Below are 13801 nucleotides of genomic sequence, written 5' to 3' on the forward strand. Positions count from 1 at the left end.
GTGAAATATTCTTGAGCCATGGCGAGAAGCCGCGCTGACGGCGTTTCAGGGGCGCATGCGACTGATTACGCGTCGGCCGACCCCTACTCCGTGCGGGATACGCTTTCCCAACTGCGGCTGCGCGAACTGCTCGGCGAGGTCAAGGATCGCATCGAGCAGATCATCGATGCCCGTGACCGCATGGACGGCTTGGTCGAGGCCATGCTCACCGTCACCTCCGGCCTCGACCTCAATCGCACCTTGCGCACCATCGTGCACACCGCTATCTCGCTGGTCGATGCCCGCTACGGCGCGCTCGGCGTCCGCGGCCACGACCAGCAACTCACCCAATTCATCTACGAGGGCATCGACGAACCGACCCGCGAGTTGATCGGCGACCTCCCCCAAGGCCACGGCGTGCTCGGACTACTGTTCAGCCAGCCCAAACCGATCCGGCTCGACAACCTGGCCGACCACCCCTCCTCGGTGGGATTCCCCGCCCATCACCCGCCGATGCGCACCTTCCTCGGCGTGCCCGTCCGCATCCGCGACGAAGTATTCGGCAACCTCTATCTCACGGAGAAAGCAGGCGGCCAACCCTTCACCGAAGACGACGAAGTCATCGTGCGAGCCCTGGCCGCCGCGGCCGGAATCGCCATCGACAACGCCCACCTCTACGAATCCGCCCGCACCCGCCAAGCCTGGATCGAAGCCACCCGCGACATCACCACCGAATTCCTCGCAGGCACCGCCCCCGGCCAGGTCCTCACCCACCTCGTCGAAGCCACGCACCGGCTCACCGGCTCCGAACGGACCTATCTCGCGGTCGTCCCGGACTCCGAGGGGCCACCCGAAGAGATCACCGAACTTCTGATCACACATACCGCCGGCGCCACGCACGACCAGCGGCTGATCAAGCTGCCGTTGGGAGACACCACCATCGGTCAGGCCTTCCGACAGCGTTCTCCCCAGCGGGTGGACGACGCTCGCCGCGCGGATCTCGGCAAGATCTTCCCCGACGCCGGGCCCGCACTCGTGCTGCCCATGCAGACCTCCGATTCCACGGTGGGCGTGCTGGTCGCGCTGCGGGCGGTGGAATCGGCGCCCTACAACAACGAGATCCTCGAACTGACCTCCGCCTTCACCGACCAGGCCGCGCTGGCGATGCAACTGGCCGACGCGCAACGGCGCATGCGGGAACTGGACATCCTCTCCGACCGCGACCGCATCGCCCGCGACCTGCACGACCACGTCATCCAGCGGCTGTTCGCCGTCGGGTTGAGCCTGCAGGGCACCGTCCCCCGAACCCGCGTGCCCGAAGTGCGCGAGCGGATCACCGAGGCGATCAACGACCTGCAAGACGTCGTCCAAGAAATCCGCACCTCGATCTTCGACCTGCACGGCGGCGACAGCGCGCGGGTGCGCCAACGCATCGAGGAAGCCATCCGCCAGCAGACCGCGCCCAGCGGCATCCGCACCTCCGTGCGCATCAGCGGGCCACTCTCGGTCATCGATCCCGAACTGGCCGATCACGCCGAAGCCGTTGTGCGCGAAGCGGTCAGCAACGCCGTACGGCACTCCGGAGCCGACACCGTCTCGGTCGAGATCACCGTGGCCGACGACCTGATCATCGTCGTCGAGGACGACGGCTGCGGGGTGCCCACCGACGTCGCCCCGAGCGGTCTGACGAATCTGGCCCGGCGCGCCGAGGAAGCGGCCGGGACCTTCACGGTCACGGCCGGTACCGAACCGGACGGGCGTACCGCGGGCACGCGGTTGTGCTGGCAGGTGCCGCTGCGCTGACCGCCGGAGCCATGTGATCGGCGACCCGGAGCCGACGAGCGAGGAGGGTTATGGCCGAGGAGCCGATCGAATGGGGCGGGGCGCTGTGGGCCGCCGCCGACCTGGTGACGCCGATGGCCATCCGCGTGGCCGCGACGCTGCGGCTGGCCGACCACGTCGCCGCGGGCAGGCGGACGAGCGAGGCGCTGGCCGCCGCGGTGGACGCGGACCGGGACGCGCTGGGGCGTCTGCTGGACCACCTGGTGACCGCCGGTGTGCTGTCTCGTGGAAGTACCGGCGGCTATGGGCTGACGTCGTTGGGTGAGCGCCTGCGGGACGATCATCCGGAAGGGGTGCGGCGCTGGATCGATCTGGAGGGCGCCGTCGGGCGCGCCGATCTGTGCTTCGTCCAGCTGTTGCACACCGTTCGCACCGGTGAGCCCGCCTTTCCACGTCAGTTCGGCCGGACGTTCTGGGAAGATCTGTCCGCCGATCCCGCGCTGGGAGCGTCGTTCGACGCTCTGATGGGCTCCCGGTTGGCGGCGGATGCCCCGGCGGTGGCCGACGCCTACTCATGGGGCGCGCTCGGTCACCTCGTCGATGTGGGTGGAGGCGACGCCAGCTTGCTCGTCGCCCTTCTTCGCGCCCATGGCGACCTGCGCGGGACGGTGCTCGACTTGGCAGGCCCGGTCGCTCGTGCACAGCAGGCCATTCGCTCGGCAGGCCTCGACCACCGGGCCGACGCGCAGGTCGGCAGCTTTTTCGATCCCCTTCCCGCCGGAGCGGGCGGCTATCTGCTCTCAGGTGTCCTGCACGACTGGGACGACGAGGCCGCCGTTCGCATCTTGCGACGCTGCGCCGACGCGGTTCCGGAGCACGGGAAGGTGCTCGTGCTCGACCACATCGGCGATGCCGACGGTGGCGCACCCGATACCGAAGGCGACCTGCGGATGCTGTGCTACGTCCGCGGCCGGGAACGCCCCCTCGGCAGGCTGCGTGAGATCGCCGAGTCGGCCGGTCTACGGGTCGGCTCGGTCATTCCGGCCGGTTCCCGCTCGATCATCGAGTTACACCTCGCCGATCCGCGTTCACCCAGCTGCCCGGCGGTGGCGCCGGGGTAAGCGGCCCCCAGGATTCGCGAATTCGGGCATCTTCCGGGTGAGCGCGTCCGTCGCGCCGATGAGTGTGCGCGCAAGGATACGAGCCAACTCGTCGACGGTGGCCCGCGCGCCCAGTTCCGCGGCGATCGTCGCGGACACCGCGGCGGCGAGCCTTCCACAAAGACGTTGCGCGAAATGCTTGTCGCGGTGGGAGATTCGGATGCGCCTCAGGACTCGAACAGCAAGTAGAGACCGGTGAAGGTGAAACCGACCATGGTCAGCATCAAAGCCAGTTGACCCGTCACCCGATGGGCCCGCGGCAGCAGTCGCAGGCAGCGGTCGTGCGCGGCGGCGACGCCGAGAATATGTCCGATCACCACGGCCAGCACCTTGATCGTCCCCAGCACCGCGGGATGTGTGGACAAGAGGTAGGCGACGTCGCGGTCGGCCAGTCCGGCCAGGTTCCATCCTCGTCCGAACGGATCCGCGAACAAGAGCACCGTCGCCTGGCCCTTCTCGACCAAGAAGGTGAGGTAGTGGGCGACGAGATAACCCGCGACGATCGGGGACAGACTGTACGCGAGGCGAGCCGGCAGCAGTGTCCGCTCGGCTTCGGGCAGGCCTCCGGTCGCCCTCGCGGCGGTACAGAACAGGCCGCCGACGACCACGATGAAACCCAGCAGCCCCACCGTCTTCAGCACGGTCGGCAGGAACTCGTATCCGCCGCCACCGGCGTCGGCCAGCAGACCACGCCAGGAAGGGAAGGTGCTGAAGCTGTCGAACGCCGTCGAGCCGAGCAGGGTGGCGGCCACGGCCACCGCGGCCACCCGGACCGGAGTTCCCGCCAGATTGTTCAACGGCGATCGCAGCACGAGTTCACCGGTATCGCGACGCCCCAACGGGCTCAGCCTGCCCAGCAGACTGCTGTACACCTCCAGCGGATCGGCACGCTCGGCCCAGACGGTGCCGCACATGATCAGTCCGGCCGTGTTCACGACGAGATACGCCACGAGCCAGGTGGTCACGGCGGCCACCGAACCCGGTTCCGGGTAGGCCAGTTCCATCCACACGAAGGAGAACAGGCCCAGCACCGCGGGCCACTGCCCCCAAGAACCGGGATAACGCATCAATCCCTGGGCGGGTGGACGGCGCCGCATCAGGCACAGGGCGCGGTGCACGGCGCGCACCGGCGACAAGATCTTCCACACGGGTCCTGCGACCAGTGAGGCGACCATGACACCGACCCAGAGGTAGATGTAGACGACACCGGGCACGGGATTGCGCGCCGGATCCGAACTTCCGAAGACACCGATCGCGACGACCACGAGAGTGACGGCCACGCTCGCTCCCGAAATCACGACCCGGACCGCCCTGGAGTCCAGGATCGCACCGACCACCGAGGGAAGCGCGATTCCCGGTGATCGCGGGTCCAGCCGCGGTTCGCGCCAGGCGAGCACCAGCACCGCGAACGAGAACGTCAAGGCCCAGGCCGCTCCGACAAGCGCGTACGACAGTGGGATCGGCAGATCCGTGGCGCCGCCGATGCCGTGCGCGAGAACCGTCATCCGCGAACGAGCAATGTCGCCACCGTTCGCCGCGCGTGATGCAGTTCGATCTCCACCCGGCCCGGCACTTCCACGGTGAAGCGGAACCGCTGTCCAGCCCCCGGGGTGATCGCGAACGTGTGCTGCGGCGTGCCGTGTACGTGCAGTTCGTCGTCGGCGTCGCTGTCGACCACCACCTCGATCGGTCGTCCCACCCGGGTCTCGAGGCGGACATCGGCCGGGCTCACCGACCCCGCCGCGATCCGGACCGCGACGACGAGACTCTCCGAGTCTCCAGCCGTCCCGCTCGCCGACGAGGCGGTGTCGGGATCGGAGGAGGCACAGCCGCTCACTACCAGACCGCTCAGCAGCACGAGCGCGCCCCACCGCCACACAGATGCCATCACCGCTCCTTCTCCGCGCCGTGCTCGGACGGCGAACCAGATGTGCGATCACGCGCCTCGGCGCGGCGGTCTCGCACGGCGACGAACACGACGACGGCGACCACGGCCAGGGCGGGCAGGAAGGCCGGTATCGCGAGCAGCAGCGAGTGATGGGCCAACACGTCCACGCTGTCGGTGCCCCCGGTCATCGCGAGACCGCCGGTTCCGCCACGGCCGTCCGGCTCGTGTGCGGATACCGGTCGTTGATCCGCGCCGCGCCCCAGGACAGCGCGCCGACGAGGACGAGGCTGCACACCAGGACGACCAGCGATGCCGCGCCGAACAACCAGGACGGGTAATCGAACGAGCGCTCCCGCTGCAGCACCGTGATCTCGGCGATGAACGGGCGGTTGAACGACGCGAGCGCGGGAACCTCGTCGACGCCGATGCCGGGGTCGGCGGCCATGAAGATCGGCGCGGCGGTCAGGACGCGCCCGTCCTGCAGCCGCAGAACTGTTTTCCACGACCCATGAGCCGGGACGGGTTCGGTGGAGACGTAGTGCCCTGGACCCACTCGTCGCAGGTGGTCGACGACCAGGCCGCGGCCGGGACTGTCACTGCCGATGCCACCTTGCCAGGACAGGATCTGCATCCATTCGGGGTCGGAGCCGACCAGATCGGCGGGCGTGACGCGGACGTCCGCCAGCACCATCCTGCCGCCTGAACCTGATTCGACGTCACGCAGCGCGACCGTGGCGGTGGCCTGCTCCGGCACGTCGATGAGCAGCCCATTGGCGGTGGCAGCCGCCACGATCACGATCGCGGCGACCATCAATCCGCGCCGCACCGGCGGGCGTGGCAGCGGTTCGCCGCGCAGCGTCATCGCCAGCAGTGCGCCGACGACACCACCCGCGATACCGGTGGGCACGGCCATCGCCAGCAGTTCCGGCCACATGGCGGCAGGCCACGGATTGCCGTACACCGCCCGAACCCAGAGGGATTCGAGCCACAGGCCGACTGTCGCGATCCCGAGTCCGCACAGCGCGCCCCACCAGATCGGCCGCAGGATGAGCGGTAGCAGCGCGAGCAGTTCCACCACGACCGCGCAGCCGAGATACAGCGGGAAGACATTGCGCGGGGCATCCATGATCGGTCCGCCCACCAGCACGGCCACCACGGTGCGGACCAGGGCGGCGAAGCCGACTACCACCAGTGTGCTGAACGGCCCCAGGCTCGCACGGGCGGCGACGAGGGACACCGCGGCCGCGGCGGCGATGAGCATCGGCTGCAGAACGAGCCGGAATTGCTGCACCCCGAAGTCGAATTCCACCTGGAATACCGACAATCCGATGAGCAAGCCACCGAAGGCGAAGGACCGCAGCAGCCACATCAGCCTGCCGTCGGCGCGGTCGGGCTCCGGTTTGCTGTGCCTGCCTTCGAACTCGAGCAGCAACACACCGATCAGTGACAACCCGGCGCCGCCGATGAGCATCAGATGCGTCGGCCCCCAGAGCGTGACATCTTGCCCGAAGATCCGATGCCAGATGTCGTCGAGGGGAAAGCCGATCAAGGCGTAGAGACCGGCGCCCGCGATGAGGATGCCGCCGACGGGCGCGTACCAGGTGCGGGTGATCCGCAACGCTGCGGCACCGGGCTTCTCGTCCAGGGGCAGCACGATCGCCGACATCCCGGCGGTGAACAGGAAGAACAATCCCGCCAGGATGAAATAGTGCGCCGGATTCGCCAGTGGCCCGTTGTCCCGGCCGTTGCCGACGTGCAGGCTGACATCCCAGATGAAGCCCAGCAACGCGGTGAGGATCGTCGCGAGGAACATCGCCAGCGGAAGGGCGACCCATCCGGGGCGGTTGAGCAGCCGCCCGAGACGGTCGGCGACGCGTTGTAACCAGGTGATCCGGCGGGTTCGGTGGAGATACCCGATCCACAGCAGAACGACCGCGACCAGTCCGGCGGCGCCGGTCATGATCGCCACCTGGTCCAGCGCCGCTCCCCCGCCCTCGGTGCCGGGAGCGGCGAACCATTCGATCCGTGCATGCGCGGCGTCGCGCATGGTGACCTCCATCACACGAGCGAGTATATGTTACTAACGGTATCATGAAAGCGGCGGACAGCGGCCGTAATCGCGCCGCCGTTTCGGGTCAGCCGACGATCGGCAGGTCGCGCTCTTCGTCCAGCCTGGTCAGCGCCCCTTGCATGATTCCGGTGACGTGCCGGTAGGCCTCGTCCAGATTCAGTTCGGGCCCCAGCACGTCGCGAAGATCGATCGGGTCGAGGAACTCGACGGTGATCTTGCTGGGCAACGGCAGATGCCCAGCGAGATCACCGAGGTCGAGTCCCCACGGCAGCGCGATCGAGATCGGGAACACCTTCAGCCGCAGCATCCGATCCAGCCGCAGCAGGCGCGCGATCCGATCACCGCGGGTGAGCACCAACTGAGTCTGCTGCGCACCGATGTTCACCACCGGCACGATCGGAACCCGCTCGTTCCAGGCGAGGCGGAGAAATCCGGTGCGACCGGCGAAGTCGATCCGGTCCTCCTCCCACGTCGGACGGTGCACCTCCCAGTCACCGCCGGGGTAGACCAGCACCGCCGCGCCGTCGCGCAGCACTCGCTCGGCATTACCCGGGTCGGCGTTGACCGTTCCGAAGCGGCGCAGCAACGAGCCGATCACCGGGTAGGCCATCACCATGTCGTGGGCGAGCTGGAAGAAGGGCCGCTGCGGTCCGAAACGCCGGACGAAGGCGAGCGTGGTCACCAAGACTTCCGGCGATACGTTCCCGCCGGAATGGTTGCCGACCAGTAAGACCGGCCCCTCTTCCGGAACCCGCTCCAAGCCGCGTACCTCCGCCCGGAAGTAGAGGCGCACGAGAAGCCAGCCCAGATCGACGGTGTCGGCGATGAACTCCGGGTCGCGATCGGCGGGGTCGGCGGTGGGCACTCGCGCCTTCACCTGCCGGGCGACCCAGTCCGTCGCCCGGTCGACCGTCCCGCCGGCCAATCGGAAGACCTTCATGACCAACGGCTTCCGGCTAGCCGCCGATCGAGAGCAACTGGTCGAAGAACGCCCGGTACCCACGCAACGCCTGCCGCAGCCCCTCGGTGTCGGACGTGTCGCCGAGCCGCTCGTCCAGTTCGCGTTTGCGCTGGTCATAGGTGGTGGTCAGCTGGTGGATGGTATCGCCGAGCAGCTCGTCCGCGCGAGCGACCGCGTCTTTGGGGTTGTCGACGAAGGTAACCTGCACTTCCCGCCACTGGGTGCGCAGGCGATCGAGATCGGCATGGGGCAACAGCGGCGCAGGCCCGCCCGCCGCGGTTTCGGCCGTCGGCGCATCGTGGGCGGCGGTTTGCCCAGTCGTGCCGGTGTCGCTCCACTCGCTGTCGATCACATCCCGTCGCGAGGCATCCGCGCGGGCCGGCTCCGATCCGTGGGCCGCGGGCGTGTTCGATTCGGGCGCCGTACCGGTGGTCTGCGCGGACTCGGCCTCGCCGATCCCGCGGGACGCCTCGGTCTGCCCGGGATCGCGCCGCACCGCTGCCGTTTCGCCTGCCGGTCCGGCCTGCCGACCACGGTCCGCCTGCCCGCTTCCTTCGTACTGCGACTCGACCCGCCGCTCACCTGCTGTCGGCGAATTCTCCTCCGCCCCATCGCGGTAGGGGCGACGCTCGGATTCGGTGCTCATGCTTTCACGTCCTTCTTGCCTTCGCCGCCAACGCCGATCAGATCTTCGAACACTTCCCGGTAGTGCACGATGGCTGTGCGCCGGTCCTCAGTGGATACCGCCGTGCCCGCAGGGCGGGTCGCGATGTCGTGCGCGGCGCGATAGTGGCCCAGCGGCTCGGCATGCTCCACGGAAAGATCAGCCACCTGCTGCTCGTAGTTCTCCGTGGGGTAGCCGCGCTCGGACATGATCGTGGTGACGAGGCGGTCGGCTTCGGTCAACGCCCCGGCGGGGTCGTCGATGAATCGCTCCTGCACCTCTACCCAGCGGGTGGAATAGACCCGCTTCTCGTCGTCCGACAGGTCGCGTAGCCGCAGTTGCGCGTGCCTTCGCTCGCGCTCTGCGAGTTCCCGCTCCGCGGTCTTGCGATCCTCGTGCTCCTGTACCGTCCGGTCGTATTCCGGGCCGAATCTGCGGCGTAGTCGCTGTCTGCGCAGCATCGGCCACACCAGGAGCGCGACAACGGCCGCGACGACGACAATGGCGATGACGACGATGATTACCCATACTCCAGCCGACATCTGAACCTCCTTGTCGAGCTTGTCCGCTGGGGTAATGCCTCCTGACCGTGGTCCCAAACATATGTTCGCCACGAGGCTTCGACGTGGTGAAGTCAGCGAACCAGAACTCGTTCGCGGCGGCGACCTGTTCCTCGCCGAGCTCGACGCCGAGACCGGGGCGCCACAGCAAGGTGCGCAGCTTCAGGAAGAAGTGTTCGGGCCCGGCGGCGCGTGGACGGGGCCATCACGCGGGACCGAGACCCGGTCCGCGCGTATACGAAGCCGCGCGGCCGCCGCTGAGGGCGAAACGAGCGGCTTTCAGCGACGGCGATGGTGAGCAGGTCCAGGCGGTGCATTCACCGAGGTAACCGGCTCACGCCCAAGCCCGTTGCCTGGTCACCACGGGCAGTGGCGGGATGAGTTTGTCCCAGAATTCGCGGCGCACCGCGTCCCAGAGCCGCGTCAGCTCCGGAAGAAGTTCTCGTGCCTGCGCGAGGTCAGGGTAGTTGCCGGGGCCGAACGCGACCAACGGAGAAGCATCCGATGCCTTGTCCACGGCGACGATCGCGATCAGGTGGTGGTGAACGAAACGCCACGTCACGCATACACCGTCGACTTCGGTATGGCGTATGTCACTCATCGTCGGAACCCCGGCGTCGTCCGCTCGGCTCGCACTTGCGCCGATCCGCACCCCCGGCCGTATTCCCCTCCGCGCCGCCTGCCGGGCCGTCGACTCGGCACGGTCGCGGGGAAGCGACCGTAGTGCACGCTATGGCTGTTCTGGTTCGTTTCGAACATGGGGAAATCCTGTTTCGATCGTGACGCCGCCGCGTCCCGGTGCCCAGAAGGCAGTTCCACACGTCTGAACATAAGACATTAGATTTCATAGTTCAACGCGTGGCAGGTAATGATTGCGTTAAGTTCACTGCCAGGCCGGTATGCGACCGAGACCTTCGGGGACGAAGCCGGAGTCCACAGCGTCAGGCGCGACCGCGATCGGCGGCGGACCGGGGCAGGATCACTCGGTTGCACCGCGTACCTCTAACTCTAGAGTTCATAGTTCAAGTGTTCGTTGGCTAGGATCGAGTTACATCCCCCACCGAGGAGTCGCGTTGTCCAAGCAGGAGAGCGCCGGATTGACCGCTCTCGGCGCCGTGCTGGCCCCCCTCGAGGGCGGCGGCCCGAAGACCGAGGCCGTGGTGCAGCGACTCTGTGCCGCCATCAGCCTCGGCCTGATGGTGGACGGCCAGCAGTTGCCGAGCGAGACCGATCTCGCCGGTCAGCTCGGGGTGTCGACGATGACCCTGCGCGAGGCACTGGCCGTGCTCCGCCAGCAGGGAATCGTGCAGACCAAGCGCGGACGCGGCGGCGGCAGCTTCATCCGCGGTGCGGCGGAGATCCTCGAGAGCAGCTCACTGGTGCGCTTGCAGGAGATGAGCATCCAAGAATTGCGCGATCTGGGGGACGAACACTTCGCCGTCACCGGAGCCGCCGCCGTGTTCGCCGCACGCCGCGGGTTGCGAGCCGATATCGCGCGGCTGCGATCCCTGGCCGACCGGCTGAAGGACAGCAGCGAGCCCATATCGGCCCGCCGGGCCGACAGCCGCTTCCATATCGAAATGGCGGTGTGCGCGCAATCCACCCGTTTGACTCGCGCCCAGGTCGCGCTACAAGCCGAACTCTCCGCCCTGCTCTGGTTACCCCGACTGAAACTCGAGCCCGCCGCCGAAGCCGCCGTGCATCGCGATTTGGTGGACGCGATCGAAAGAGAAGACGACGCCCGGGCGAGAGAACTGGCAGAATCACAAATCGAATCACGCATCCGCCGCCTCGTCGCCCTACGTTTGGAGCTCAGTTGATCGATGAGGGATACCGATAGTTCTTCCACCCCGGTGACCGTCGAATCGCTCGTCCACGCCGTCACAGAACTGGCCGAGGAGGTCTACGGATCACTGGGCGTCATCGGGGCCGAATTGGCGGCACTGTGGGCGAGATCGACCGAGAAGCTGCAGCGCCCGCTCCGATCGACCGACCTCGCACCGCTGCGCGACACCATTGTCGGCGAGCTCGAGCGGCGTGGAAAACTGCTCGAAAGCGCGGGCGTAGTGATGGCCGACGGCGTTCTCGCGGATCGCCCCCGATTCCTGGAGTGGTGGTTCCTCGACACCGACCGCGGACCGCAACGTCTTGTGCTGGAATTGAATCCGCACAATGAGTACTTCTACGACTACACGGCCATGGAATGGTTCACGATTCCGCGCGACCAGGGTCGGCGCTGGGCGTACGGGCCGACCGTCGATTACGCGTGTACCGATCAGTACATCTGCACCTTCGCAATTCCGGTGACGAACGATTCGGGAGCCTTCGTCGGAATCGCCGGTGCCGATGTTCCGGTCGCTTCGATCGAGGCAGTCCTGCTTCCGCGACTCCGGGCATTCGGTCAGCGGGTGGTGCTGGTCAACAGCGAGGGGCGCGTCATCATGGGCACCGATCCCGAATTCACCACCGGATCCAAGATCAGCCGCATGGCCCGATCCGCCGCGGCGATGCCGATCGAGGCCACGTCGTGGTCGTTGCAGCCGCTGGACTCACACTGATGCGACGCGACAGCGCTGCGGGGCGCCCGCCACGAGCCGGATGGCACGCGGTGCGCCCCGATGAATGGGGTCGTGCGGCACGGAGGGGTTCGCCGAATACTCGTCCCCATGAAGGCGATCACCGCGGGCCTCCTTGCGCCGGCCACACTCCTCGCACCACTGTCGACCGCGCACGCCACGCCATTCGAGCAGGAGGCGACCATCGCGGAACGGCAACCGTTGTAGACGCAACCTGAACTATCGCCGTGATCGCCTGTCGGGCTTGCCATCTGGGAATTTCGGGCGGAACCTTCGCGGCGGAGCCGCATTAGCCACGGAAGAAGTCGACCGGAATCATCGTCTGGGTCGGTGCCGCATTGGCACACTTGATCAGTGAAAGGTGTGAAACACAGCATAATTCGCCGGCGCCGCCGTATGCCGTGCCGTAAGCGGGTTACCGGCTGTGTACTGTCCCGACGGGGCCGAACAGTCCGGGACTTCTCGCGAGAGAGCTCCCGGGCTGTCTGCGACACCAGTGCGAGCAAGTAGCGAGGTTGTGGGTTGGATCGTTGGTGTGCGGCCGCGAGTGCCGGCACCACCTGAAGGAGAAAGCACGGAAATGAAGATGGACCGCCGTTCTGCGCGTGGAAACCGCCGTCGCCGTTCCGGCGGTCTGCTCTTCGGGCAACTGCTCACAGCCGCGGTCGAGTCCGCCGCCGACACGGTGGCGATCCGGTTCAGTCCGACAGGCGATCCCGCCGATACCACCCAACTGACCTACCGAGAGCTCGACGAATCCTCGTCGCGGCTGGCGCGGGAGTTGATCGACCGGGGATTGGGCCCCGGCGACGTGGTGGCGATCGGCATTCGGCGCTCGATCGAGTCGGTGCTGTCGGTGTGGGCCATCGCCAAGACGGGCGCCGCGTATGTGCCGATCGATCCCACCTACCCGCCGGAGCGGATCGCCTACATGGTGTCCGATTCCGGAGCGGCGCTGGGTCTGACCACTTCCGCGTACCGCGAAGCGCTGGGCACGTCGGTCCCGTGGATCGAACTCGACGACCCGCAAGACCGGGAACGGATCGAACGGCGGCCCGCGCACCCGGTCTCGTACGCCGATCGGGTGCGACCGCTGACCGAACAGCATCCCGCCTACGTCATCTTCACCTCGGGTTCGACCGGTCGGCCCAAGGGAGTCGTGGTCACCCACTCCGGATTGGGCGCGATGGTGGCGTCCGAACGGGAGCGCTACGACGTCACCGAGGGCTCGCGGGTGATGCACATCTGCTCGCCGAACTTCGACGTGTCGGTACTGGAATTGCTGCTCGCCTTCGCCACCGGGTCCACCCTGGTGATCGCGCCGCCGACCGTATTCGGCGGATTCGAACTCGCCGATGTGCTGAGGCGCGAACGCGTCACGCACATGCTGATCACGCCGGGCGCTCTGGAATCGGTCGATCCTGAGGGGCTCGCGGACCTGCGCGTCGTGATGGTCATCGGCGATCGGTTCGGTCCGCACCTGGTCAGCCGGTGGAGCGGGAACGGCCGCGCGATGATCAACGGCTACGGCCCCACCGAAGCCACGGTCATCGCGACCAGCAGTGCGCCGCTGGTTCCCGGCGAGACCATCACCATCGGCGGCGCGATACCGGGCTTCGGTCTGTTCGTGCTCGATTCCCGCTTGCGCCCGGCCCCGGCCGGAGTGATCGGCGAGCTGTATCTGTCCGGCCCCGCGCTGGCGGAGGGCTACCTCAACCGGCGCGGTCTCACCGCGGCGCGCTTCGTGGCCAACCCGTTCGGCGGCGAGGCGGGCAATCCGGGATCGCGCATGTACCGCACCGGCGACTTGGCCCGCCGACTCGGCGGGGGCGGCATCGAGGTACTGGGACGTTCCGATTTCCAAGTGAAGGTCCGTGGTTTCCGCGTCGAACTCGGCGAGATCGATGACGCGCTGAGCCGCCATCCGGATGTCGAGTTCGCGGTGACGTTGGGCAAGCGGCAGCAGAACGGCACGACCATGTTGGTGTCCTACGTGCTTCCCGAGGCGGACGCGGTGGGCGTCGGGGCCGAGTTCGACACCACGGCGCTGCTGGACTTCATCTCCGAGTCGTTGCCGGGGTACATGATTCCGGCGTCGATTGTGGTGTTGGACGAGATTCCGTTGACGCCGGTGGGGAAGTTGGATCGGGCGGCGTTGCC

The 13801-nt window shown here is 67.5% G+C and carries 13 protein-coding genes; 5 read left to right on the plus strand and 8 right to left on the minus strand.

Features of this window, described 5'->3' with window-relative positions:
- Positions 1–18: 18 nt before the first annotated feature.
- Positions 19–1782: a GAF domain-containing sensor histidine kinase gene (locus ABZW96_RS30900; RefSeq protein ID WP_355079415.1), complete on the plus strand. Its 1764-nt coding sequence runs from the start codon at positions 19–21 to the stop codon at positions 1780–1782.
- Between the two features lie 50 nt (positions 1783–1832).
- On the plus strand, positions 1833–2882 hold the full coding sequence (locus tag ABZW96_RS30905) for a methyltransferase (RefSeq protein WP_355079417.1): 1050 nt from the start codon (positions 1833–1835) through the stop codon (positions 2880–2882).
- A 206-nt stretch (positions 2883–3088) separates the two neighbouring features.
- Here the strand turns inward: ABZW96_RS30905 and ABZW96_RS30910 are convergent, their stop codons facing one another.
- The 8 genes from ABZW96_RS30910 to ABZW96_RS30945 form a co-directional block, all read right to left on the minus strand.
- A complete protein-coding gene (locus ABZW96_RS30910) occupies positions 3089–4426 on the minus strand; it encodes a hypothetical protein (protein ID WP_355079419.1) in 1338 nt (445 codons plus the stop codon).
- Entirely contained in the window at positions 4423–4809 is a 387-nt protein-coding gene (locus ABZW96_RS30915; protein WP_355079421.1) for a hypothetical protein, read from the minus strand. The genes ABZW96_RS30910 and ABZW96_RS30915 overlap by 4 nt, the downstream gene beginning before the upstream one ends.
- Positions 4809–4997, minus strand: coding sequence for a hypothetical protein (locus tag ABZW96_RS30920; RefSeq protein WP_355079423.1), 189 nt, complete (start codon positions 4995–4997; stop codon positions 4809–4811). The genes ABZW96_RS30915 and ABZW96_RS30920 overlap by 1 nt, the downstream gene beginning before the upstream one ends.
- Positions 4994–6856, minus strand: a complete 1863-nt coding sequence (locus ABZW96_RS30925; RefSeq protein WP_355079440.1) for a hypothetical protein — start codon at positions 6854–6856, stop codon at positions 4994–4996. Before ABZW96_RS30925 ends, ABZW96_RS30920 begins: the two co-directional genes overlap by 4 nt.
- Positions 6857–6944: 88 nt before the next feature.
- Positions 6945–7820, minus strand: a complete 876-nt coding sequence (locus ABZW96_RS30930; protein WP_355079425.1) for a lysophospholipid acyltransferase family protein — start codon at positions 7818–7820, stop codon at positions 6945–6947.
- A gap of 16 nt (positions 7821–7836) precedes the next feature.
- On the minus strand, positions 7837–8487 hold the full coding sequence (locus ABZW96_RS30935) for a hypothetical protein (RefSeq protein ID WP_355079427.1): 651 nt from the start codon (positions 8485–8487) through the stop codon (positions 7837–7839).
- On the minus strand, positions 8484–9047 hold the full coding sequence (locus ABZW96_RS30940; protein WP_355079429.1) for a hypothetical protein: 564 nt from the start codon (positions 9045–9047) through the stop codon (positions 8484–8486). The genes ABZW96_RS30935 and ABZW96_RS30940 overlap by 4 nt, the downstream gene beginning before the upstream one ends.
- A gap of 352 nt (positions 9048–9399) precedes the next feature.
- Complete coding sequence (locus ABZW96_RS30945; protein WP_355079431.1) at positions 9400–9666, minus strand: hypothetical protein; 267 nt, start codon at positions 9664–9666, stop codon at positions 9400–9402.
- Between the two features lie 298 nt (positions 9667–9964).
- On the opposite strand from ABZW96_RS30945, the gene ABZW96_RS30950 reads away from it, so the two are divergent.
- From ABZW96_RS30950 to ABZW96_RS30960, 3 genes are all read left to right on the plus strand, one after another.
- Positions 9965–10885, plus strand: a complete 921-nt coding sequence (locus tag ABZW96_RS30950) for a GntR family transcriptional regulator (protein ID WP_355079433.1) — start codon at positions 9965–9967, stop codon at positions 10883–10885.
- Positions 10886–10888: 3 nt separating this feature from the next.
- Positions 10889–11623 carry a cache domain-containing protein gene (locus tag ABZW96_RS30955; protein WP_355079434.1) on the plus strand — a complete coding sequence of 245 codons (735 nt, stop codon included), beginning with the start codon at positions 10889–10891 and terminating at the stop codon, positions 11621–11623.
- Between the two features lie 598 nt (positions 11624–12221).
- Positions 12222–13801: amino acid adenylation domain-containing protein (locus ABZW96_RS30960; RefSeq protein ID WP_355079436.1), on the plus strand; the 1580-nt coding region annotated here is incomplete at its 3' end.

It is taken from the genome of Nocardia sp. NPDC004168 (genome assembly GCF_040610355.1).
GTDB classification, from domain to species: domain Bacteria; phylum Actinomycetota; class Actinomycetes; order Mycobacteriales; family Mycobacteriaceae; genus Nocardia; species Nocardia sichangensis.